General features: G+C 67.4%; 23 protein-coding genes and 1 pseudogene. 7 read left to right on the top strand and 17 right to left on the bottom strand.

Going from position 1 to position 23,366, the window contains the following annotated elements; translation table 11 throughout:
• Nucleotides 1–48: 48 nt before the first annotated feature.
• From D3H34_RS14500 to D3H34_RS14485, 4 genes are all read right to left on the bottom strand, one after another.
• Nucleotides 49–1,041: a FecR domain-containing protein gene (locus tag D3H34_RS14500; RefSeq protein WP_119554212.1), complete on the bottom strand. Its 993-nt coding sequence runs from the start codon at nt 1,039–1,041 to the stop codon at nt 49–51.
• Nucleotides 1,038–1,547 carry a sigma-70 family RNA polymerase sigma factor gene (locus tag D3H34_RS14495; protein ID WP_119554211.1) on the bottom strand — a complete coding sequence of 170 codons (510 nt, stop codon included), beginning with the start codon at nt 1,545–1,547 and terminating at the stop codon, nt 1,038–1,040. The genes D3H34_RS14500 and D3H34_RS14495 overlap by 4 nt, the downstream gene beginning before the upstream one ends.
• A gap of 110 nt (nt 1,548–1,657) precedes the next feature.
• Entirely contained in the window at nt 1,658–2,152 is a 495-nt protein-coding gene (locus D3H34_RS14490; RefSeq protein WP_119554210.1) for a YybH family protein, read from the bottom strand.
• 36 nt (nt 2,153–2,188) lie between these two features.
• Nucleotides 2,189–3,175 carry a zinc-binding dehydrogenase gene (locus D3H34_RS14485; protein ID WP_119554209.1) on the bottom strand — a complete coding sequence of 329 codons (987 nt, stop codon included), beginning with the start codon at nt 3,173–3,175 and terminating at the stop codon, nt 2,189–2,191.
• A gap of 131 nt (nt 3,176–3,306) precedes the next feature.
• Between D3H34_RS14485 and D3H34_RS14480 the strand changes: the two genes are divergently transcribed.
• From D3H34_RS14480 to D3H34_RS14460, 5 genes and pseudogenes are all read left to right on the top strand, one after another.
• Nucleotides 3,307–4,188 (top strand): LysR family transcriptional regulator, encoded by an 882-nt coding sequence (locus D3H34_RS14480; protein WP_119554208.1) that lies wholly within the window; start codon nt 3,307–3,309, stop codon nt 4,186–4,188.
• Nucleotides 4,189–4,364: 176 nt separating this feature from the next.
• Nucleotides 4,365–4,622 (top strand): annotated as a pseudogene (locus D3H34_RS14475) (helix-turn-helix domain-containing protein); the annotation flags it as partial.
• A 687-nt stretch (nt 4,623–5,309) separates the two neighbouring features.
• Nucleotides 5,310–5,600 carry a co-chaperone GroES gene (locus tag D3H34_RS14470; RefSeq protein WP_007835162.1) on the top strand — a complete coding sequence of 97 codons (291 nt, stop codon included), beginning with the start codon at nt 5,310–5,312 and terminating at the stop codon, nt 5,598–5,600.
• A gap of 32 nt (nt 5,601–5,632) precedes the next feature.
• Nucleotides 5,633–7,285, top strand: a complete 1,653-nt coding sequence (gene groL / locus D3H34_RS14465; RefSeq protein ID WP_119554207.1) for a chaperonin GroEL — start codon at nt 5,633–5,635, stop codon at nt 7,283–7,285.
• Nucleotides 7,286–7,624: 339 nt separating this feature from the next.
• Nucleotides 7,625–8,014, top strand: a complete 390-nt coding sequence (locus tag D3H34_RS14460; protein WP_147400430.1) for a hypothetical protein — start codon at nt 7,625–7,627, stop codon at nt 8,012–8,014.
• Between the two features lie 67 nt (nt 8,015–8,081).
• Here the strand turns inward: D3H34_RS14460 and xylB are convergent, their stop codons facing one another.
• From xylB to D3H34_RS14400, 11 genes are all read right to left on the bottom strand, one after another.
• Nucleotides 8,082–9,548 (bottom strand): xylulokinase, encoded by a 1,467-nt coding sequence (gene xylB, locus D3H34_RS14455; protein ID WP_119554205.1) that lies wholly within the window; start codon nt 9,546–9,548, stop codon nt 8,082–8,084.
• Nucleotides 9,549–9,596: 48 nt separating this feature from the next.
• Entirely contained in the window at nt 9,597–10,538 is a 942-nt protein-coding gene (locus D3H34_RS14450; protein ID WP_119554204.1) for an AraC family transcriptional regulator, read from the bottom strand.
• A 15-nt stretch (nt 10,539–10,553) separates the two neighbouring features.
• Nucleotides 10,554–11,522: a carbohydrate kinase family protein gene (locus tag D3H34_RS14445; protein WP_119554203.1), complete on the bottom strand. Its 969-nt coding sequence runs from the start codon at nt 11,520–11,522 to the stop codon at nt 10,554–10,556.
• A gap of 23 nt (nt 11,523–11,545) precedes the next feature.
• Entirely contained in the window at nt 11,546–12,217 is a 672-nt protein-coding gene (locus D3H34_RS14440; RefSeq protein ID WP_119554303.1) for a transaldolase family protein, read from the bottom strand.
• A gap of 24 nt (nt 12,218–12,241) precedes the next feature.
• Nucleotides 12,242–13,030 (bottom strand): L-iditol 2-dehydrogenase, encoded by a 789-nt coding sequence (locus D3H34_RS14435; RefSeq protein ID WP_119554202.1) that lies wholly within the window; start codon nt 13,028–13,030, stop codon nt 12,242–12,244.
• Nucleotides 13,027–14,406, bottom strand: coding sequence for a D-arabinitol 4-dehydrogenase (dalD, locus tag D3H34_RS14430; RefSeq protein ID WP_119554302.1), 1,380 nt, complete (start codon nt 14,404–14,406; stop codon nt 13,027–13,029). The genes D3H34_RS14435 and dalD overlap by 4 nt, the downstream gene beginning before the upstream one ends.
• 91 nt (nt 14,407–14,497) lie before the next feature.
• On the bottom strand, nt 14,498–15,535 hold the full coding sequence (locus tag D3H34_RS14425) for an ABC transporter ATP-binding protein (RefSeq protein WP_119554201.1): 1,038 nt from the start codon (nt 15,533–15,535) through the stop codon (nt 14,498–14,500).
• Nucleotides 15,536–15,553: 18 nt separating this feature from the next.
• Nucleotides 15,554–16,387, bottom strand: coding sequence for a carbohydrate ABC transporter permease (locus tag D3H34_RS14420; RefSeq protein WP_119554200.1), 834 nt, complete (start codon nt 16,385–16,387; stop codon nt 15,554–15,556).
• 11 nt (nt 16,388–16,398) lie between these two features.
• Complete coding sequence (locus D3H34_RS14415) at nt 16,399–17,256, bottom strand: carbohydrate ABC transporter permease (protein WP_119554199.1); 858 nt, start codon at nt 17,254–17,256, stop codon at nt 16,399–16,401.
• Nucleotides 17,257–17,412: 156 nt separating this feature from the next.
• Nucleotides 17,413–18,726, bottom strand: a complete 1,314-nt coding sequence (locus D3H34_RS14405; protein ID WP_119554198.1) for an ABC transporter substrate-binding protein — start codon at nt 18,724–18,726, stop codon at nt 17,413–17,415.
• A gap of 183 nt (nt 18,727–18,909) precedes the next feature.
• Entirely contained in the window at nt 18,910–19,845 is a 936-nt protein-coding gene (locus D3H34_RS14400; protein WP_205736726.1) for a LysR family transcriptional regulator, read from the bottom strand.
• A gap of 93 nt (nt 19,846–19,938) precedes the next feature.
• Here D3H34_RS14400 and D3H34_RS14395 point away from each other — a divergent pair, with 93 nt between their 5' ends.
• A complete protein-coding gene (locus D3H34_RS14395) occupies nt 19,939–20,928 on the top strand; it encodes a Bug family tripartite tricarboxylate transporter substrate binding protein (RefSeq protein ID WP_119554197.1) in 990 nt (329 codons plus the stop codon).
• 46 nt (nt 20,929–20,974) lie between these two features.
• The gene (locus D3H34_RS14390) at nt 20,975–22,036 is read left to right on the top strand and encodes a 4-hydroxythreonine-4-phosphate dehydrogenase PdxA (RefSeq protein WP_119554196.1); all 1,062 of its coding nucleotides are present in this window, start codon (nt 20,975–20,977) and stop codon (nt 22,034–22,036) included.
• A gap of 61 nt (nt 22,037–22,097) precedes the next feature.
• Here the strand turns inward: D3H34_RS14390 and D3H34_RS14385 are convergent, their stop codons facing one another.
• On the bottom strand, nt 22,098–22,430 hold the full coding sequence (locus tag D3H34_RS14385) for a DUF805 domain-containing protein (RefSeq protein WP_119554195.1): 333 nt from the start codon (nt 22,428–22,430) through the stop codon (nt 22,098–22,100).
• 140 nt (nt 22,431–22,570) lie between these two features.
• The coding region (locus tag D3H34_RS14380) for a phosphoglucose isomerase-related protein (RefSeq protein WP_491047150.1) at nt 22,571–23,366 on the bottom strand (796 nt) is incomplete at its 5' end.

The raw sequence follows: 23,366 nt of genomic DNA, 5'->3' as shown, positions 1-23,366 counted from the left end.
TGGCGAAAGAAATTTGTAACGTCGGCGTGATGAACGCCATCGGCGCCATCACCGGGCCTGCACCGTCACCCAGTAGCGGGTGCGGTAGGCCAGCGACACCGGCAGCGCGGACGCCAGGTTCTGCAGCGCGCGGTCGGTGTCGTGCAGCGAGAAGACGCCGGTCACGCGCAGCGCAGCCACTTCGGGCGCGCAGCGCAGCAGGCCCGGCCGGAAGCGCGCCAGCTCGGCGACGAACTCGTCCACGCGCATGGCCTCGGCCACCAGCACGCCGCGCGTCCAGGCGGTCGCGCTGTCGAGCGCGGCCTCGGGCGGCTGTGCGCTGTCGGCGAAGAAGACGGTGCGCTGCCCGGCGTCGACACGCACGCTGTCGGTCGCGGCACGCACGGGGCGCACGTCGATCGCGCCCTCGAACACGGCCACGCGCGACGAGGCCTCGTCCTGCCGCACGGTGAAGCGGGTGCCCAGCGCCTCCACGGTGCCTTCGCGGCTTTGCACGCGCAGCGGACGGTGCGTGGTGGCCGGATCGGGTGCGCTCGTCACCAGGATCTCGCCGGCACGCAGCACGATGCGGCGCTCGCGCGCATCGAAGCGCACATCGATGGCCGTGGCGGTGGACAGCACCACCCGCGTACCGTCGGGCAACGTGATCTCGCGGATCTCGCCGGTGCGGGTGCCGATGTCGGACGCCACCAGCTGCCAGCCGTCGGTGCGGCGCACGGCCGCGGCCAGGCCGCCGACGGCCACGGTCAGACCCAACAGCTGCAGCGCGCGACGGCGCGAGGCCTGTGCACGGCGCGGTGCCGCGCGCAGCGCGTGGCTCGCCACATCGCGCGGCACCGCGCCATGCAGCTTGTCGTCGAAACCCTGCAGGCGGCGCCAGGCGCGCTCGTGGTCGGGATGCTGCGCGCGCCAGCGCTCGCAGGCCGCCCGGTCCTGCTCGCTCGCCTCGCCCGACCACAGCCGCGCCATCCACTGCGCCGCGCGCTGCACGACGGCGGGGTCGATGGGGCTGGCGTCCGAGGGTTGGGCGACGGCACTCATCCGTGCATCACCTGGTAGCAGGCCTGCAGGCCGGCCGCGATGTACTTCTCGACCGAGGACACGCTCACGCCGAGTTCCTGTGCGATCTCGCGGTAGCTGAGCCCGTCGAGCCGGCACAGCAGCAAGGCGGTGCGCGCCTTGGCCGGCAGGCCCTGCAGGATGGTGTCGAGTTCGAGCAGCGCCTCGAGCGCCAGCGCGCGCTCTTCTTCAGACGGCGCCAGCGCCTCGGGCCGCAGCGCAATCGCCTCCAGGTACGCCGCCTCGATCTGGCGGCGCCGGTACAGGTCGATCACCAGGCCGTTGGCGATCTGCGTGAGGTGACGGCGCGACTCGTCCGGCGCAGGCACCCGGCCGGACGACAGGATGCGCAGGTAGGTATCGTGCGCAATGTCCGCCGCGTCGAAGGCGTTGCCCAGCCGCTTGCGCAGCCAGCCGCGCAGCCAACCATGGTGGTCGCTGTACAGGACTTCGACGGGCTGAGAGGGTGCGACTTCGGTGAACGCCAAGGGTGTCCTCTGCCCGCAGCGGCGGCACGGGGCAAGACATTAATAAGAATGGTTCTCATTTTAGAGCAGCCCCGGCGCACCCCGCCTCCCTCCGAAAGCAGGTGCCAAGGTCAGCGACCTGCAGGCGGGTTGGTCGTGGCAAAGAGGTACCGCGCGAACCGCCACTGGCCATCGGCCTCACGATGGAACACGAACAGCTCTTGGTTCGCCTCGCCCGCGGGCGGCTGGTCGCTGGCGAGCAGCTTCACGGTGCCGTTCGTCCGGGTGCGCGCCAAGGCCCAATCCGGCGAGAGCTGCTGGATCTCGTCGATCTGGAAACGCACATCGAGCTTGATCGTTGAAAACACCTGCCGATAGGCGGTGCGGACCGCGTCGCGTCCCACGGCCGGCTGGCTGTGCTGCGGCATGAACACCGCGTCGTCGGCGTACAGCGCCATGACGCCATCCACATCGGAGGCGTTGAGCACCTGCTCGTAGCGGCGCAGCTGCTGGCCGATGGCGGCCGTGGCCGCGTTGCCGGTGGCGGGCGCTGCTGCGAGCGCGGTCATCGGCAGGGCGGCGGCCAGCGCGGTGGCCGCCAGGGCGGTGCGAAGAAATGCAGGCATGAGAGGCTCCTTGAAGGTGTGTGTGGAAAGGGGATGTCAGAGGCGCACGACGAGCTTGCCGAGCGCGCGGTCGCTCTCCATCAGGCTGTGGGCGTGGCGCACGTCGTCGAAGTCGAAGGTGCGGGAACGCAGCGAGGGAATGCGGCCGGCGGCGACCTGCTCGGCGATCCAGCGCAGCGGAGCGTTCGCAAGCGGCAGGGCCGGCGTGCCGAGCAGGCCGCTCTGGAAGAAGCTCAGCTGCTTCGCATCGGGCAGGTCCTGCATCAGGTGGAACTGCGACAGCACCGGGGGGCCACCCAGCAGCCCGACGACCGAAACGGCGCCGAAGGGTTTCAGGGCCTGGATGGTGTCACGCAGCGTCGACGCGCCCACGACTTCAAGCGCAACGTCCACGCCAGCAGGCTTGCGCTGGCGAGCGGCTGCGGCGATCTCGCCCGTGTCGACGATGACCTCGTCCGCCCCCACCTCGCGCAGCCGCGCGGTGTTCTGCTCCGACCGCGTGGTCGCTATCACCTTCAGGCCGCGCGCCTTGGCATAGGCAACGGCAGCCAGGCCCAGCGACGCCGTGGCGCCGCGCACCAGCAGGGTCTGGCCCGGCTCGATGGCCAGCGTCTTGTCGAGGGCGCCCCAGACGGTGAGGTACGACTCCGGCAGCGCGGCCAGCTCTTCCCACGACAGGGGAATGTCGTCCAGCGCGATCACGTTGTCGCGCAGCACGGTCACCTGTTCGGCGTAGCTGCCGTGACGGCCGAACTGCATGCCGCCCATGGCGGTGGCCACGCGCTGGCCGGTGCGGAAGATGCCGGCGGGGTCGAGCACGACCTCGCCGACCGCCTCGATGCCGGGCACGCGCGGGGCGGTGATGGGCCCCATCTTGCCGGCGCGCAAGGAGGCTTCCGCGCGGTTGAGGCCGAAGGCGCGCACGCGGATCTGCACTTCGTTGGCGGTGGGTTCGGGCGAGGCGATGTCGCGCAACTGGAGCATTTCCGGGCCGCCGGCTTGTTCGATCACATAGGCTTTCATGGCGAGGTTTCCTTCTGGGTGAGAGGTCGTGCAACCGGCCTTTCCGGCTGCTGGAACTCACTTTAGGTCGCTCACCATTGGCAAGGAAGATGCGATTCTGGTAACTTGACTTCCATATCTGGAAGGATCGAATGGACCTCAACGCAGCGCAGATGTTTGTCGGAGTGGTACAGGCCGGTAGCCTGTCGGCGGCCGCCCAGCGCATGGAGATTCCCCTGCCCACCCTGAGCCGGCGCATTCGCGAACTCGAACGCGAGCTGAAGGTGCAGTTGCTCGAGCGCTCGGCGCGCGGCACCAGCCTGACCGAGGCCGGCATGCGTCTGTACGAACACGCCAGCCGCGGCGTCGAGGCCCTGGTCGAGGGCGAACAGGCCGTGATGAGCGACCAGGCGCGGCTCAAGGGCCGCCTGAGGCTGTCGCTGCCGCCGAGCTTCGAACCCTGGTGGGCTTTGCTGCGTGCCTTCCAGCAGCAGTACCCCGACATCGAGCTGTCCGTCTACACGACCGAGCGCCGGGTCGACCTGGTGCAGGACGGTATCGACGTGGCGCTGCGGGTCGGCACCATCGTTCACGAGTCCATGGTCGCGCGGCACATGACCACCTACCGCCACGTGCTGGTCGCGAGCCCGCAGCTCGTGCAGCGGCTGGGCCTGCCTGCATCGCCCGACGACCTGCACCGCTTTCCCTGTGCCGTCTGGTGCCGGGATGTGAGCGCGCGCGGCGTGTGGCAGCTGGGCGCGCAGGCGGTGGAGCCCCGGCCGGTGCTGTCGACCAACAGCTACCTGCACCTGCGCAGCCTGGCGCTGACCGGCGAGGTCGTCACCGAACTGCCGCCGTTCCTTGCCAGGGAGGGGCTCCAGGCCGGCCAGCTGTGCGTGCTGCTGCCGGCGCACCCGCTGCCCGAGCAGCAGATCCACCTGCTGTATCCCTCGCACCGCCACCCGTCGAGCATCGTCCGCGCCTACCTGGACTACTGCCAGAACCACCTGCCGCGGCACCTCGGCCTGGCCTGAGGCCAGCCGGCGTTTGCAGCTGCGGAACGACGCTGAACATTCGCAGCGCCCACGTCGCAACTCATTGATTTGTTGTTTACCGTCGAAAATTGACCCAGCTAGCGCAGTAATTTCCGTCTAAGACTGACCCACGTAAAACCCTACCCTGCTGATTTTTAAAGCAGGGGATCCTAGGAGTGATAGACGTGGCGACATTGAGTGTCATCAGACGCTGGGCCCTGCGAGAGCAGATGTCCATCCGCGAGATAGCCAGGCGTACAGGCCTGTCTCGCAACACCGTAAAGAAATACCTGCGTGCGGGCGAAGAAATGCCGCGCTACGCCAAGCGGGAGAGCTCAAGCAAGCTCGATCCCTATGCCGAGAAGCTCGCGACCTGGCTCGCGATCGAGGCCACCAAATCGCGGAAACAGCGGCGCAATCTGCGGCAGATCCACACACTCAACCCAAAAAGGAGAACACCAAGCACTTATCCACACAGTGAAGCCTTCAGGCTCACAAAGCGGGTGGGTCAGTATTTAGTGGAAATCTAGGGTCAGAGATCGGCGGAATCCAACAGAGCTGGCCAAAAAGCTCAGCCAGAGAAGCAGGCAGATCGGACTGCGGAGCCTTTGCAAGCGAGGAAAAATCAAACATTTGCGAAGCCTTGGTAACACTGTGATACAGACATTCTGCCGTGCTGCCGAGGAAGCAAATATGCGGACAACCCGGTGCGAGCCGCAGGTGGTGCCGAGACGAATGTGTTGCACATGGGTGCGGAACCCTGGGTTTCCGTCCCGGCACCATTTACGGCACTTGGCCAAGGAGCAGGCTTTCTGAAGTTCACGCCGTAAAGATCGGCAACCAGTCTGCACCCGTTGGTTGGCGTCCTCGTAGACAGCTTCTCGACACTCTTTTTTACCCGGGTAAAAAAACAATGCGAAGATTAAATGGCGTATGCACTAATCTCCACCGGCGTTCCGCAGCAGCCGCCATGGGCCCCCGCTCTTGAAAGGTCATTGAATGCCCTTATGATTAGCACTCGCTGCTGACGAGTGCTAACAGCCCTCCCATCCAGTCGACAGGTCGCCGGTTTCTCCGGCGCCCGACCACAAACAAACCCGTTCTTATCTCCAGGAGATGCAATGAAACTTCGTCCTTTGGCCGATCGCGTGATCGTCAAGCGTGTTGACAGCGAAACCAAGACTGCCTCCGGCATCGTCATCCCCGACGCCGCCGCCGAAAAGCCCGATCAGGGTGAAGTCCTGGCCGTGGGCCCGGGCAAGCGCAACGACAAGGGCGAACTGGCCGCACTGACCGTCAAGGTCGGCGACCGCGTCCTGTTCGGCAAGTACAGCGGCCAGACCGTCAAGGTCGGCGGCGACGAACTGCTGGTCATGAAGGAAGACGACCTGTTCGCAGTCGTCGAGAAGTAATTCAACAGATCCCCATTCGGAGTAACTGAAAAATGGCAGCAAAAGACGTAGTCTTCGGCGGTGAAGCCCGCGCACGCATGGTCGAAGGCGTGAACATCCTGGCCAACGCCGTCAAGGTGACCCTGGGCCCCAAGGGCCGCAACGTGGTGCTCGAGCGCTCGTTCGGCGCCCCCACCGTGACCAAGGACGGTGTGTCGGTCGCCAAGGAAATCGAACTCAAGGACAAGCTGCAGAACATGGGCGCCCAGCTCGTGAAGGAAGTGGCCTCCAAGACCAGCGACAACGCCGGTGACGGCACCACCACCGCGACCGTGCTGGCTCAAGCCATCGTTCGCGAAGGCTTCAAGTACGTGGCCGCCGGCATCAACCCGATGGACCTGAAGCGCGGCATCGACAAGGCCGTGTCGGCCCTGGTCGAAGAGCTGAAGAAGGCTTCGAAGGCCACCACCACCTCGAAGGAAATCGCGCAAGTCGGCTCGATCTCGGCCAACAGCGACGAAACCATCGGCAAGCTCATCGCTGACGCGATGGACAAGGTCGGCAAGGAAGGCGTGATCACTGTCGAAGACGGCAAGTCGCTCGAGAGCGAACTCGACGTCGTCGAAGGCATGCAGTTCGACCGCGGCTACCTGTCGCCCTACTTCATCAACAACCCCGAGAAGCAATCGGCGCTGCTCGACAACCCCTTCGTGCTGCTGTTCGACAAGAAGATCAGCAACATCCGTGACCTGCTCCCCACGCTGGAACAAGTCGCCAAGGCCGGTCGTCCCCTGCTGATCATTGCCGAAGAAGTCGAAGGCGAAGCCCTGGCTACCTTGGTCGTGAACACGATCCGCGGCATCCTGAAGGTCGTGGCTGTGAAGGCTCCTGGCTTCGGCGACCGCCGCAAGGCCATGCTGGAAGACATCGCCATCCTGACGGGCGGCAAGGTCATCGCTGAAGAAGTGGGCCTGACCCTCGAGAAGGTGACGCTGGCCGACCTGGGCCAAGCCAAGCGCATCGAAGTGGGCAAGGAAAACACGATCATCATCGACGGCGCCGGCGCTGCAGGCGACATCGAAGCCCGCGTGAAGCAGATCCGCGTGCAGATCGAAGAAGCCACGAGCGACTACGACCGTGAAAAGCTGCAAGAGCGCGTGGCCAAGCTGGCCGGCGGCGTTGCCGTGATCAAGGTTGGCGCCGCCACCGAAGTCGAAATGAAGGAAAAGAAGGCTCGCGTCGAAGACGCCCTGCACGCCACCCGCGCTGCAGTGGAAGAAGGCGTTGTGGCTGGCGGCGGCGTGGCTCTGCTGCGTGCCAAGCAAGCTGTGGGCGACAAGGTCAAGGGCGACAACGCCGACCAGGACGCCGGCATCAAGCTGGTGCTGAAGGCCATCGAAGCCCCCCTGCGCGAAATCGTGAACAACGCCGGCGGCGAAGCCTCGGTGGTCGTGAACGCGGTTCTGGCCGGCAAGGGCAACTACGGCTTCAACGCTGCCAACGACACGTACGGCGACATGCTCGAGCTGGGCATCCTGGACCCGACGAAGGTCACCCGCACCGCACTGCAGAACGCCGCTTCGGTGTCCTCGCTGCTGCTGACGACCGAAGCCATGGTTGCTGACGCACCCAAGGACGAAGCTGCAGCCGGCGGCGGCATGCCCGACATGGGCGGCATGGGCGGCATGGGCGGCATGGGCATGTAATTGCTCGGCTGAGCACTGCTCACCAAAGCAAAGGGCCGCGCAAGCGGCCCTTTTTCATTGTGGCAAGAGATAGATGGGTCTGCCGAATGGCCGTGGCTGCCGAACGTGGCCTCGATGCATCGCAAGCGCCCCGGCCACGCATGGCATGATCACGGCCACCCGCGGCCCCTCTTGGTCGTACTGAATATGCGAAGAGCCCTCTCCTGCGTCCGTTGGTGCCCTGATGCCGATGCGTCTGTTGCAGGCAACCTGTCAAGGGGTTCGGCCCGCGCGGTGCGGGCCGTATCCACATCGTCATGCCGACGACGGGTCATCCTGTTCTTTCTCACGCTTGCTCCGATGACCTCGGTCCCGGCCGGGCAACCAGCGCAGGTGACATACACAGTTCCTGCGCTGCGACCACCGGCGGGCCTGCCTCTGGAGGTGCAGCTCTCGAACCTCGCGCGCTGCAAGAAGGAAAGCGAAACCGTTGACACCACGGGCTTTTCGAGCGGCGCCCGCCAGCTCACGGAGGACCGGGACACGAGGATATTTTTCGCTGGCGATGTCCCACAGATCGCGCAGCCCTGGTATCCCGCCGCGCTGAAGAATGCGCAAGGCGGATGGGACCCAGCGACCGTCTCGCGTGCCGCGACGGACACCTACGTCGCGTGCTTCCTCCAATTGGGTTACACGTACAGCACCTTCAAGCAGAAGCTCGGCACGACTGGAGCTGGCGTCAAACGCTAATGCACTGCCTCGACTTGCGCTGCACAAAGGCACGCAAACGCATCCTGGAATCCCGGGCACGTGCCCCCTATTGAAACTGCCCGCGCAGCGCCACGTAAAGCGACTGAAAGCGCCAATGTCGCGCCTGATGCGCGGATGCCCTTTCCAACACGGGCCGCAATTGCTGCTTCAACGGTGGCAGCGCACAGACTTCAGCCACCGCGCCCCCATCCGCCAACCACGCAAGCCGCGCCGCCCCCAGCGCCCCGCCGGTCTCGCTGCCGGCATAGAGCGTGAGTTCCACCTGGAAGATGTCGGCCAGCAGCTGGCCCCACCAGACACTGCGCGCGCCGCCGCCCACGAGCGCGACTTCGCGCAGCGGCATGTCGGGCGGCAGGCGCAGCGTGTCGAAGCCGTCGCGCAGGCCGAAGCTCACGCCTTCGACCACGGCATAGGCGATCTGCGCGGGGCCGTGGGCGTGCGTCAGCCCGAAGAGCACGCCTTGTGCGTTCGGGTTGTTGTGCGGCGAACGCTCGCCGGACAGATACGGCAGGAACAGCGGGCAGCGCATCCGGTCCGCCGGCGCGACCGACGCCGCGGCTTCGAACAGCGCCGCTTCGTCCGCGAACTTGAATGTCTTGGCGGCCCAGCTCACCGCGCTCGCGGCGGAGAGCATCACCGACATCTGGTGCCAGCGCTGGGGCAGCGCGTGGCAGAAGGCGTGCATCGCCTGCGCGGGGTTCGGCAGGAAGCGGTCGGTGGAGACGAACACCACGCCCGAGGTGCCGAGCGAGACGAAGCCCTGCCCCGGCTCCACGAGCCCCATGCCGACCGCGCTGGCGGCGTTGTCGCCCGCGCCGCCCGCGATGCGCACGCCGTCGCGCAAGCCCCAGCGTGCGGCCAGCTCGGGTTTCAGATGCGCGGAGACTTCGCTGCCTTCGACCAGCCGCGGCATGTGATCGCGCGTGAGCCCCGTGGCGGCGAGCAGCTCGTCGGACCAGTCGCGCGCGCCCACGTCGAGCCACAGCGTGCCGGCCGCGTCGGACATCTCGCTGACCGCCTCGCCGCTGAGCATGAAGCGCAGCCAGTCCTTGGGCAGCAGCACGCGCGCGACGCGCGCGAAGACCTCGGGCTCGTGTTCGCGCACCCACAGCAGCTTGGGCGCAGTGAAGCCGGGCATCGCGAGGTTGCCCGCGATCTCGCCCAGGCGCGGCACGGCGCGCGTGAGCGCCTCGCACTGCGCGCCGCTGCGGCCGTCGTTCCAGAGGATGGCCGGTCGCAGCACCTCGCCCTTCGCGTCGAGCAGCGTGGCACCGTGCATCTGGCCCGACAGGCCGATGGCGCGCACCTCTCGCAGCGCATCGGCATGCGCCGCGCGCAACTCCGCCATGACCGCTTCGAGCGCCTGCCACCACTGGGCGGGCGACTGTTCGGACCACAGCGGTTGCGGCCGGTCGACCGTGAGCGGCGCGCGCGCGACGCCGACGATGCGGTGATCGTCCGCGAGCAACAGCGCCTTGAGCTCGGACGTGCCGAGGTCGAGTCCCAGATACAAGATCGTCTCCCTGATGAGGTCCCGCACACAGGCGTGCGGGTTGCGGAATCAGCCGAAGCGCGTGTCGGCCTGGCGCCGGAACTCGCTGGGCGTCATGCCCTTGATTTCGAGAAAGCGCCGGTTGAAGTTGGCCACGTTGTTGAAACCCACCTGGTAGCAGATGTCGGTCACGTAGTGGTCGGTCTGCATCAGCAGGTGGCAGGCGCTGTTGATGCGCACACGATTCACGAAGTCGGTGAAGCTGTTGCCGGTGGAGCGCCGGAAGAAGCGGCTGAAACGGCTCTCGCTCATGCCCAGTTCGGCGGCCACGTCCGACATCGAGATCGAGTCGGTCATGTGGTTGGTGATGCGGTTGACGATGTCGTTGATCTGGTCGACCTGCGCATCGCCGTCGCTGCCCTGCACGCCCTGCATCTGCACACTCGACAGCAGGCGGTAGTCGGTGCACTGCGCCAGGTCGGCCATGAACTCGCAGAACAGGCCCAGGCGCCGCACGCCACGCGCCGCCTTGATGGCGTCCCAGTGCGCCAGCGCCTGCGCCGACATGCCGAAGAACTCGATGCCGTGGCGCGCGCGATCGAGCAGCGGCATCACGTCGCGCAGCTCGGGAATCTCGGCTGCCGCGCGCTCGATGGGCTCGTGGCGGAACTGGATCACGCGGTCGCGCCCCGCCGCGCCTTCCTCGGGCACGTCGAGCGAGATCCAGTTGTGCGGCAGGCGCGGCCCGCACAGCACGAGGTGGCCCGGCTGGAACGGCCCGATCCAGTCGCCGATGAAGGCCTTGCCCGAGGTCTCGGTGATCAGGTGCAGCTCGTAGTCTTCATGAAAGTGCCATCGCACCAGCGGGCTCGGAAAGCCGTGCGCGAGGCAGCGCACCAGGCCGGTCTCTTCCGGGGCCTCGTAGCCCAGCGACGGGGAGCGCGTGAAGTCGCGCTCCAGCTCGGGCTGGCGTTGACGAGGGATCGCGCGTTTGCGGGTGGTCGTTGTCATGGCAGCACGGATCGATCAGGGCCGGGAAGCGACGGCCTCATTGTCTTCCTGTGAAAGCGCCGTGTGAACGGCTTCCAACGTCGGTGGATCGGCGCCCTCGCGGGTGCAGTTCAGGGCCGCGGCGGTGGCGGCAAAGCGCATCACGGCGCGCCATGCCTCGTCGCCGAGTTCGGTCAGCTGCGCGGGATGCTCCACGCCATGGGCCAGCAGCGACACCGACAGCCCGGCGGTGAAGGTGTCGCCCGCGCCGATGGTGTCGACCACCTCGACGCGCGGCGCGGCCACGGTGAGCGGTGCGCTGCCGGTGCGCCACAGCGTGGCGCCGGCACCACCGCGCGTGACGACCACGGCACGCGCGCCGGCCGTCAGGCACTCGGCCGCGAACGCATCGACCGGCCGGCCAGGGGCGAGCAGCGCGGCGTCTTCGTCGCTGAACTTGACCAGGTCGGCCATGCCGAACCATTCGGAGACACGGGCGCGGTACGCGGCCATGTGCGGAATCAGGCTGGGCCGCACGTTGGGGTCGAACACGATCACGCAGCGCCCGGCATGGGTCGCCACGAGGTCGGTGATGCGCGACGACGCCGGCTCCTGCAAGAGCGAGATCGAGCCGAAGTGCAGGAAGCGGCATTCCGCGGGCAGCTGCGGCAGCGGCTCGGGCGCCCAGGTCGCATCGGCACTGCCGCGTGTGTAGAAGGCGTAGCGGTTGGTCTGCGGCGTGCGCTCGACGAACGCCAGCGTCGACGGCGCGTCGCTGCGCAGGATGAGGCGCGTGTCGACGCCGTTGCGTTCGAGAAAGGCCATCAGCCGCTCGCCGAACAGGTCGGTCGAGAGCTGCGTGAGAAAGCCGGTCGGCTGGCCGAGCCGCGCGCAGGCCACGGCCGTGTTGAGCGGTGAACCACCCTCATGGCCCAGGAACGCCAGGGAGCCGCCTTCGCTGGCGGTGAAATCGATCAGGGCTTCGCCCGTGAGTGCTATGCGCATGGTGGCTGGATTTTCTTCTGCTGTCAGCGCAAGGCGCGAGCGTCGGCCAGGAAACCCGCTTCAGCAGCCAGGGTGGCGGGATGGTCGAGCAGTTCGGCAAAGAGGCGCGGCGGAATGGTGATGGCGCCCACGCCCAACCCCAGCAGCGACAGGTACGCCGCGCGCGAACGGATGCTCGCCACCAGCAGGCGCGTGCCCGATGCGGGACGCCGCGCGACCAGCGACTGCATCTGCGCGATGAGCGCCAACCCGTCGACGCCGGCGTCTTCGAGCCGGCCGAGGTACGGCGCCGCATAGGCCGCGCCCAGTTGCGCGGCGAAATGCGCCTGCTCGGGTGCGTACACGGCGGTCCAGGTGACGGGCACGCCTTGCGCGATGAGCCGCGCGCCCGCATCCAGGCCCTGGCGCGTGGCGGGAATCTTGATGACAAGCTGGCCGCGGTCGAACTGCGGCAGCAGAAACGCGGCGTCGTCCAGCATGCCGTCGACCTCGCTCGAGTACACCTGCGCCTGCACTTGCCGGGCACCCAGATCGATGCAGCGCTTCAGCAGATCGGGCACATAGGCGCGGCCCACGCCTGCGCGCTGCAGCAGCGTCGGATTGGTCGTCACGCCGTGCACCACCGGGTGCGGCAGGCAGGCCTTCAACTCCGTCAGGTCGGCGCTGTCGAGGTACAGATGGAAATCGTCGTTCATGCGCATGGATGAGAGGGATGAGTTTCAGCTCATGACATTGCCGCCATCGACATTGAGGGTCTGCGCCGTGATGTAGCGCGCCTCGTCGCTGGCGAGAAACACCGCCGCGCCGGCAATGTCGCCCGGCATGCCCATGCGACCGAGCGGCACCTCGAGGCCGACACGCCGCTTCTTCTCGCCCGGCGCAAGCCCCTCGGCCTTGGCGAACAGGCTGTCGACATGGTCCCACATCGGCGTGTCGACCACACCGGGGGCGATGCCGTTGACGCGGATGCCGTGCGGCGCCATGGCCAGCGCGGCGCTCTGCGTGTAGCTGATGACGGCCGCCTTGGTCGCGCAGTAGTGCGACACCAGCGCCTCGCCGCGACGCCCCGCCTGCGAGGCCATGTTGATGACCGACGCGCCGGCCGTACCGGCCTCGACCATGTGGCGCAGCACGGCCTGCATCACGAAGAACATGCCCTTCACGTTGACGGCGAAGAGCTTGTCGAACGAGGCCTCGTCGCTGTCGAGCAGCGGCGCGAGGTCGAACACGGCGGCGTTGTTGAACAGTGTGTGGACGGGTCCGAAGGCGACCTGCGCCTCGGCAAGCAGGCGCGCGATGGCCTGGGTCTCGGTGACGTCTGCCGCGATGTACGCCAGGCTGTCGGGATGGCGCTGCTGCAGCGCACGCACCGCATCGGGCGCCGCGGTCGCGCGATCGACCACGCTGCAGCGCGCCCCCTCGGCGATGCAGGCCTCGGCAACCGCCAGGCCGATGCCGCCGCCCGCGCCGGTCAGCAGCACATGGCGGCCTTGCAGCCGGCCGCTCATGGCGCGGCCCTTTGCGCGATGAAGCGCGCCACGCGCTCGTCGGCGCGGCGCATCGCATCGGCCAGCCGCGCGTCGCCCGCCAGATGGCCCCACAGCCCCGCATCCGCGCACAGCGCCGCCACCGGGTCGGCCGCGTCGCAGATGGCGTGCGCCACGGCGGCGTCCATGCTTTGATCCTGGTAGGCGTAGGGCAGCTCGCCCCGATGCCAATGTTGCAGGAACGCGAGGAACAGTGCGGGCAGCATCGCCACGCTGTCGATGGGCTGGCTGGCCGCCAGCCGCTCGCGCACCGTCGGCGCGATGAAGCCGGGAATCTTCGAGAAGCCGTCGGCCGCCACGCGCTGGTTGGTGTCGCGGATGGCGGGGTTGCCGAAACGGTCGAGCACCACGTCGCGGTAGGCCGCGAGATCGATGGGGCTCGGGCTCAGGCAGGGGATGACGTCGTCGGTCACGTAGTCGAAGGCCATCTTCCGGATGGCCGCGTCGTGCGTGCCTTCGTGGATGAAGCCCAGCCCTGCCAGCGTGCCCGCCCACGCGATGCAGCTGTGCGTGGCGTTGAGGATGCGGATCTTGGCCTCTTCGTAGGGCTGCACCGAATCGACCAGCTCGACACCCACGCGCGCCCAGTCGGGTCGGCCGGCGACGAAGTCGTCTTCGATCACCCACTGGATGAAGCTCTCGCCCGTGACCGCCGCGGCGTCGTCGCGGCCCGTGGCGGCCTTCACGCGCGCACGCAGCTCCGGCGGAGGGCGCGGCGTGATGCGGTCGACCATCGCGTTCGGGCAACGGGTGTGGGCCTCGACCCAGGCCTGCAGCGGCGCGTCGCCGACACGCGCGATGAATTCGAGCAACCCCGCGCGGAAACGGTCGCCGTTGTGGCGCAGGTTGTCGCAGTTCAGCAGCGTCACGGGACCCGCCTGCGCGGCACGCCGTGCGCGCAAGATGGCGCAGACCGCGCCGTAGATCGTCTCGCCGGCCTCGCCGCGCTTCGCGCGCTCGATGTCGGCCGCGAGATCGGCGAACGACAGGTCGAGCCGGCCCTGCGTGTCGAGGTAGTAGCCGGCTTCGGTCACCGTGAACGACACGATCCGCGTGGACGGCGCCGCGCCGCGCGCGATCACCGCGGCCAGCGATGGCGTGTACGGCAGCACTTCGCGGATGGCGTCGATCTGCTCGTAGCGGTACTCGCCCGCGGGCGACACGGTCTCGAGCGTGTAGCGCCCGCCCTGCGCCTGCAGCGCCGCGACCACCTCGGCCATGTCGGGCCGGATGTTCGCGCCCGACAGCGACCAGCGGGTGTCGCCCGCATCGATCAGCCGCTGCAGGTAGAGGGCCTGGTGGGCGCGGTGGAACGAGCCGAGGCCCAGGTGAAGCACCGTGAATTCCGAAGGCGCCGGTGGGGTGGGCACAAGGGCCGCTGCTGCGAGGGTCACGTAGAAGGTCCGGAAAAAAGTAAAGGTCGTCGGGTCAGGCGGCCACGGCGCGGCCTTCGCGGCTGAACAGGTGCAGCACGGACGGGTCGAGCTCGACCGCCACGTCGTCGCCGGCCTGCAGCGGCGTGCGCTCGTTCTGGCGTGCCACGAGCGGCACGCCGCCCACGTCCACGTGGATCAGCGTGTCGGCGCCCAGCGCCTCGATCAGTTCGACGCGGCCCGGCACGCCGCTGGCGGCACCCTGCTTCGGATGCACGCGCAGGCCTTCGGGGCGCACACCCAGGAAGCCATCGCTCGGCAGGCGCCCGCCGGTGGCGGCGGAGAAGCTCGGGATCGCGCTCGCCGCGACCATGTTCATCGACGGCATGCCGATGAACTGCGCGACGAACTGGTTGGCCGGGCGGTCGTACAGCTCGAGCGGCGTGCCGACCTGTTCGATGAGCCCGTCCTTCAGCACCACCACGCGGTCGGCCAGCGTCATGGCCTCGACCTGGTCGTGCGTCACGTAGATGGTGGTGGCGCCGAGCGCGCGGTGCAGCTTGTGGATCTCGACGCGCGTGTTGCCGCGCAGCGCCGCATCGAGGTTCGACAGCGGCTCGTCGAAGAGGAACACCTTGGGCGCGCGCACGATGGCGCGGCCGATGGCCACGCGCTGGCGCTGGCCGCCCGACAGATCCTTCGGCGTGCGGTCCAGGTACTGCGTGAGATTCAGCGTCTTGGCCGCGTACTCGACCTTGGTCTTGATCTCGTCCTTGGGCACGCCCGCGAGCTTGAGCGCGAAGGACATGTTGTCGTACACGCTCATGTGCGGATACAGCGCGTAGCTCTGGAACACCATCGCCAGGTCGCGCTTGCCCGAAGGCGCCCAGGTGATGTCCTTGCCGTCGAGCAGCAGGTTGCCGCTGGTGATCGGCTCCAGGCCCGCGATCAGCCGCAGCAGCGTCGACTTGCCGCAGCCCGAAGGCCCGACGAAGACGATGAATTCGCCCTTCTGGATTTCAAGGTCGACGCCCTTGATGATGTGGACGTCACCAAAGCTCTTCTTGATGTTCTTGAGTTCGAGGTAGGCCATGAGATGTCTCCCTTTTCTTTACTTGACGGCACCGAAGGTCAGGCCTTGGACGAGCTGCTTCTGGCTGAACCAGCCGAACACGACGATGGGCGCGATGGCCATCAGCGACGCGGCCGACAACTTGGCCCAGAACAGGCCCTCGGGGCTGGAGTACGAGGCGATGAGCGTGGCCAGCGTGCCGGCCTTGGCGGAAGTGAGGTTCAATGCCCAGAAGGCTTCGTTCCAGCTCAGCACCAGGCACAGCAGGCCGGTCGATGCGAGCCCCCCGACCGACAGCGGCATCACGACATGGCGGAACTCGGTCCACAGGGTCGCGCCGTCCATGCGCGCGGCTTCGAGGATCTCGTTCGGAATGTCCTTGTAGGCGCTGTAGAGCATCCACACCATGATCGGCAGGTTCGACAGCGTGAACACGATGGTGAGTGCGGTGAGCGAATCCAGCAGGCCCGCGGTCTGCGCGAGCACGTAGATCGGCACCAGCGCGCCCACGGCCGGCATCATCTTGGTGGAGAGCATCCACATCAGGATGTCGCGCGTCTTCTTCGTGCGGAAGAACGCCATCGAATACGCGGCGGGTGCAGCGATGAGCAGGCCGAGGATGGTCGAGCCCAGGCTGGTGATAAGCGAGTTGCGCGCGTACAGCAGGTAGTCGCTGCGGCGCTGCACCTCGCCGAAATTGTCGAGCGTGGGCTCGAAGATGAACAGCGGCGGCACATGGATCGCCTGCAGTTCCGTCTTGAAGGCCGTGAGGAACAGCCAGCCGAGCGGGAAGAACAGGAGCAGCGCCACGGCCCACGCACCGACGGTGCGCAGCAGTTGCGGCAGGAAGTTGCTGGGTGCTTGTTGTTGCATGGCGTGCCTCCTCAATCCAGGTTCTTGCCGATGATGCGAATGAGGAAGACGGCCACGATGTTGGCCAGCACCACCGCGAACAGCGCACCGGCCGACGCCACGCCCACGTCGAAGTTCATGAGCGACTGCTTGAAGATCATGTAGGTCATGTTCGTGCTCTCGTTGCCCGGGCCGCCGTTGGTGGTGATGGCGATCTCGGCGAACACGCTGAGCAGGAAGATCATCTCGATCATGATCACCACGGCCATCGGGCGGCCCAGGTGCGGCACGGTGAGATAGAAAAAGCGCTGGAGCGAACTCGCGCCGTCCATGCGCGCGGCTTCCATCTGCTCGCGGTCGAGCGACTGCAGCGAGGTGATGAAGATCAGGCAGGCGAACGGCAGCCACTGCCAGGCCACCATGATGATCACGGACAGCAGCGGCACGTCGGTGAGCCAGTCGACCGGCTGCGCGCCGAAGAAGCGCCACACGTCGGCCAGGATGCCGTAGATGGGGTTCATCATCATGTGCTTCCACAGCAGCGCGTTCACTGCCGGCATGACGAAGAAGGGCGAGATCAGCAGCACGCGCACGATGCCGCGCCCCGGGAAGGGCTCGTTCACCAGCAGCGCGAGCAGCACGCCGAACACCACCGTGATGCCGATCACGCTGCCGATGAGCAGCAGCGTGTTCCACGTGGCCGGCCAGAAGTCGGGATCGGTAACGAAGTAGTGAAAGTTCTCGAGGCCCGCGAACGTGCGCTCGCCGGGCTGCATGAGGTTGTAGTTCACGAACGAGAAGTACAACGTCATCAGCAGCGGCACGATCATCCAGAGGAAGAGCGTGAGCACGGCGGGCGCCATGAGGGCGCGGGGCAGGAGGCGTTTCATCCGAAGGTTCCTTCTCGTTGTCTCTGGCTCCTTCCCCCTCTGGAGGAAGGCGGGGATGGGGGCTCCCTGATCGACCACCGCGGCGATTGACGCGCCGCGTGCCCCCACCCCAACCCTCCCCCGGAAGGGGAGGGAGCAAGCCGCGAGGCTTACTTCTTACTTGTAGTACCCGGCCTTCTTCATCTCACGCTCGGCGGTCGTCTGCGAAGTCTTCAACGCCTGGTCCACCGTGACCTTGCCCGACAGCGCCGCGCTCATCTGCTGGCCCACCGCCACGCCGATGGCCTGGAACTCGGGAATGGCCGCGTACTGCACGCCGACGTACGGCGACTTCGGCAAGGTGCTGTCGCTCAGGTTGGCGCTGTCGATGGCCCTCTTCTCGGCGGCGGCGAACTTGGCGACCTTCTGGAACTCGGGGTTCGCGTAGGTCGACTTGCGCGTGCCGGTGGGCACCGTGCCCCAGCCGTGTTCCTTGGCGACAAGGTTGACGTACTCCTTGGAGGTCGCCCACTTCACGAAGGTCTGCGCGGCAGCGCCCTTGGTCGAGCTGGCGGGAATGGCCAGGTTCCAGGTCCACAGCCAGTTCGCGCCCTTGGGCGTGACGGCCACGGGGGCCTGCGCGAAGGCCACCTTGTCGGCCACCTTCGACTGCTTCGGGTCGCTGATGAACGAGGCCGCGATGGTCGCGTCGACCCACATGCCGCACTTGCCTTCGTTGAAGAGCGCGAGGTTCTCGTTGAAGCTGTTGGCCGACGCGCCCGGCGGGCCGTAGGCCTTCATCAGGTCGACGTAGAAGTTGATCGCGTCCTTCCAGGGCTTGGTGTCGATCTGCGGCTTCCACTGCATGTCGAACCACTGGCCGCCATTGGTGTTGACCAGCGTGGTCAGGAAGGCCATGTTGTCGCCCCAGCCCGGCTTGCCGCGCAGGCACATGCCGTACAGGCCGCCCTTCGGGTCGTGGATCTTGCCGGCCAGTTCCTTCACCTGCGCCCAGGTGGGCTGCTCGGGCATCTTGAAGCCGACCTTGTCGGCCAGGTCCTTGCGGTACATGAGCATCGAGCTCTCGCCGTAGAACGGCGCGGCGTACAGCTTGCCTTCGTTCGAGAGGCCCGCGCGGATGGCGGGCAGCAGGTCGTCGGCGTCGTAGGCGGCATCGGTGGCAATGGGCTGCAGCCAGCCTTTCTTCGACCAGATCGGCGCTTCGTACAGGCCGATGGTCATCACGTCGAACTGGCCGCCCTTGGTGGCGATGTCGGTGGTCACGCGCTGGCGCAGCGTGCCTTCCTCGAGCGTGACCCACTTGAGCTTGATGTCGGGGTTCGCCTTTTCGAAGAAGGGCGTGAGCTTCTGCATCTCGATCATGTGGCCGTTGTTGACGGTCGCGATCACGAGTTCGGTGGGAGCGGCCTGGGACGCGAGGCCCGCGCCGGCCAGTGCGAGGACGAGGCCCGCTTTCAGAAAACGCTTCATGTTGTCTCCTAGAGGTGAGCGACGCCCCGAGATCGTGGTCGCCGTGCCCGGATTCTGGAGAAACGCGCTTGCGGTTTTGGTACTTCGACCGCCGCCATCTGTACGCTCATGCACCAGTTATCTAGTGAATTCCCTAGTCAACGCAATACAGCATGGAAAACCGTCGGTCTGAAGTTCTCAGGATCAGCCATGCCCACCCAGCAGCTGCCGCCGGAACTGCGCGGCGGCCGGCGACAGCGCCCGGTCCTCGCGGGTGATGAGGCAGATCGGCGGCACGCGCACCGGCAGCTCCACCGGCACCGTGCGCAGCACGCCCAGCCGGGCGTAGTGGCTGGCCTGCGAGGCCGGCATGACGGCCGCCATGTCGGAGTTCTCCAGCAGGGCCGTGATCGCGATGGGCGATGCCGTTTCGATGATGTCCAGCCGCGCCTGGATGCCCGCCTCGCGCATCGCAGCCTCGAAGCGCCCGCGCTGCGGCGAGCCCGGCGGCTGCAGCACCCAGGACCAGTTCGCCATCTCGGCCAGCGTGACCGGAGCCGCGCGCTCGAACACCGGGTGCGCCGCGCGCACCACGACCACCTGCGACTCGCCCAGGAGCGGCACGCTCGCGTACTTCGCCTCGTCATGGCCGTCGGTGAGCCGGCCCAGCACGAGGTCGACGTCGCCCTGCTCCAGCTGCGCCTGCATCACGTCGCTGGTCTCGACCACCACCGACACGGCCACCTGCGGATGGCGCTGGTGGTACGCGACCAGCGCCGGCGCCAGCAGCTCGGGCACGGCGCCCGGCACGCTGCCCACGCGCAGCGCGCCGCTCAGGCCCGAGCGCAGCGCGAGCATCTCTTCGCGCGCGGTACCGAAGTCGCTGAGCACGCGGCGGGCGTAGCGGATCAGGATCTCGCCGTAGGGCGTGGGCGCCATGCCGCGCGCCAGCCGCTCGAAGAGCTGTTCGCCCAGCGATTCCTCCAGCTGCTGCAGCAGCTTGGTGGCGGCGGGCTGGCTGATGTTCATGGCCTCGGCCGCGCGGCCGAGGTGGCGATGCGTGTCGAGCCGGGCCAGCAGGAGCAGTTGGCGCGGCCGGACATGGAGCATCAGCGAGGTGTCGGTGAGGCCGGGCTTCATGCACAAAAGTATATGGATTGGCCGGCTTTTTCGATTGGATCGAGCGCCCGAAGCTCCGTAGTCTCGGGGCCACAACAAGCAGGAGACGACGCGATGACCCTCTTTCCCCTGGCCCGCGGCGGCGGCCTGGCGGCGTTGCTGGCGCTGGCCGCCAGCCTGGGCGCCCCGAACGCGGGCGCGCAGCCGGCCTACCCCGACAAGCCGCTGCGCATCATGGTCGGCGCCTCGCCCGGCGGCGGCACCGACATCCTCGCGCGCGTGCTGGCCGACAAGTTCTCGCCCGAGCTCAAGCAGCCCGTGACGGTGGAGAACCGCCCCGGCGCATCGAACACCATCGCCGGCGAACTCACCGCCCGCGCGCCGGCCGACGGTGCCACGCTGCTGCTGGCCACCAACACCGCGCAGGCCGTGGCGCCGCACATCCTCAAGCTCAAGTACGACCCGCTGAAAGACCTGCAGCCGATCGGCCTCGTGGCCGTGATGCCCAACGTGCTGGTGGTGTCGGTGAACTCGCCCTACAAGTCGGTGAAGGACCTCGTGGCCGCCATGGCCGCCAAGCCGGGCGGCTTCAAGTACGCGTCGTCGGGCATCGGCAGCACGCAGCACGTGGGCGGCGAGGCCTTCAACCTGGCCACGGGCATGAAGTCGATCCACGTGCCCTACAAGGGCAGTTCGCAGGCGCACATCGACATCATCTCGGGCGAGGTCGAGATGATGTTCGACAGCACCTCCTCGGCCATGGGTCAGATCCGCGCCGGCAAGTTCCGCGCGCTGGCCGTGAGCGCGCCGCAGCGCTCGCCCGAGCTGCCCGACGTGCCCACGCTCGCCGAACAGGGCATCAAGGGCGCCGACGTGTCCACCTGGTACGGCCTGTACGTGACGGCCGGCACGCCGCGCCCGGCGGTCGAACGCCTGAGCGCCGAACTCACCCGCACGCTGAACCTGACGGACGTGCAGTCGCGCATCAAGGCGCTCGGTGGCGAACCCGGCACGCTGACCGGCGAACCTTTCGCCGCGATGAACAAGCAGGAGTTCGACCACTACGGCCAGCTCGTGCGCGACGCGCGCATCAAGGCCGAATGACGCCGCCCTTCCCTTTCTCTTCCTCCTCCGACCTCCCTTGCCGACCATGCCAACCTCATTGAACACACCGGGCGTGACCCGCGCCAAACCCCGCATCGCCGTGCTGCTGGGCGACCCCGGCGGCGTCGGCCCCGAGATGGCCGTGAAGCTGCTCGCGCGCCAGCGCAACCTCGACGCCGCGCGCGTGCTGCTGATCGCCGACCCCGTCGTGCTGGCCGCGGGCGAGCGCGTGGCGGGCCTGAAGCTCGCCCCGCTGCAGGTGCAAGCGCTGGACGACCTGCGCTTCGAGGACGGCCGGCTCAGCCTCTTCACGCGCGACTGGATGGCGGGCGAGGAACCGGTGCTCGGCGAATCGAACGAACGCTCGGGCCGGGCCTCGTTCCAGGCGCTCGAAGACGCGACGCTGGCCGTGCGACGCGGCCAGGCCGACGCGATCCTCTTCGCGCCGCTCAACAAGCATTCGCTGCGCCTGGGCGGCCTCGTGCACGAGGACGAGCTGCGCTACATGCAGGAGCGCTTCGCCGTGACGGGCTTCGTCTGCGAGTTCAACCTCACCGGATCGCTGTGGACCTCGCGCGTGACCTCGCACATTCCGCTGAAGGACGTGGCGAGCCACATCACCGTGCAGGGCGTGGGCGACGCCGTGAAGATCATCGCGTCGGCCCTGCACCGCGCGGGCGTGGCGCAACCGCGCATCGCCGTGACCGGGCTCAACCCGCACGCGGGCGACGGCGGCTCGATCGGCATGGAAGAGATCGAGATCATCGCGCCCGCCATCGAACGGCTGCGCGCCGAAGGCTACGACGCGCGCGGCCCCTTCTCGCCCGACACCGTGTTCATCGGCGCGCGGCGCGGGGACGTGGACGCGGTGGTGTCGATGTACCACGACCAGGGCCAGATCGCGATGAAGCTCATGGGCTTCGAGCAGGGCGTGACCCTGCACGGCGGCCTGCCCGTGCCGGTGGCCACATCGGCCAGCGGCAGCGCCTTCGACATCGCAGGCAAGGGCATGGCGCAGATCGAAGGGCTGCAGCAGGCCTTCGACCTGTGCGTGCGCATGGCGAGCGGCGCGCCAGCCATGTCGTCCGCCGAAGCGGTGACGGCCTGAGTCGCCTGCCGCCTGTGGCCTCAAAAGAAAAGGGCCGCATGTGCGGCCCTTGGGAGAAAGCTCAGGCGCTCGGCGGTGCGCCGTAGGCGTTGCTCTCCGGCTGCGACGGCTGAACGAAGAAATAGATCAGCACCAGATTGACCAGCGGGATGATGCCCAGCAGCAGGAACCAGCCGCTCTTGCCGATGTCGTGCAGGCGGCGTGCGCCCACTGTGAGCCCCGGCAGCAGGAGGCCCAGCGCTGCAATGGCGTATATATAGCGATGGATCAGGCTCGTCACGATGAGCACCCCGATCTGGGCCAGAAAAAACCACCAGAATTCCGAACGCGACGCACGACCGCTGAAGTCGGTGTATTTGGCGATGCACGTCTTGACCGCTGTTTGAAAGTCCATTGACTCACTCCTCTTGATGGGATCCCAGGGAAATTTCCCCGGGGCCATCATATCGGCGCACTGTGCAACGACAAACTCGGCCAAACCGGCCACGCATCCGCAAACCAATGGCCTAACGGCCTATGGAATAGTGCGTAGGGTCAGGCGCTCAGCCGTTTCAGCAGGCCGGCCGTGGAAGCGTCGAGCCCCGTGACATCGCCCGAGGCCAGGCGCGGTTCGATGTCGCGCGCCAGCACCTTGCCCAGCTCCACACCCCACTGGTCGAAGCTGTTGATGCCCCACAGCGCGCCGCTGGTGAACACGCGGTGCTCGTACATCGCGAGGAAGGCGCCCAGCGCTTCGGGCGTGAGCTTGTGCAGCACGAAGAAGGTGCTCGGGCGGTTGCCCGGGAAGTTCTTGTGGCCGCCTTCGTCGAGCTTGCCGACCATCAGCGCCTGCGCCTGCGCGAGCGCATTGGCGAGCAGCTTGGGGTGGTGGCCGTCGAGGTCGTGCGAGGCGTCGCGCACCGCCATGAATTCGAGCGGGATCACGTCGGTGCCCTGGTGCAGCATCTGGAAGTAGGCGTGCTGGCCGTTGGTGCCGGGCTCGCCCCAGAGCACGGGCGAGGTACCGAAGGCCACGGGCTGGCCGCCCGCATCGACCTGCTTGCCGTTGCTTTCCATCTCCAGCTGCTGCAGGTAGGCCGGCACGCGCTTCAGGGCGCTGTGGTACGGCGCGATGCTGCGGCTCGTGAAGCGGTGGAAGTTGCGGTACCAGACGTCGAGCAGGCCCAGGCGCACCGGCAGGTTGCGCGCCAGCGGCGCGGTGCGGAAATGCTCGTCCATCGCATGCGCGCCCGCCAGCAGCCGGCGAAAGCCGTCGGCGCCGATGGCCAGCGCAATGGGCAGGCCGATGGCCGACCACAGCGAGTAGCGCCCGCCCACCCAGTCCCAGAAG

Source organism: Acidovorax cavernicola (genome assembly GCF_003581445.1).
This window is presented reverse-complemented; position numbering and strand designations above follow the sequence as displayed.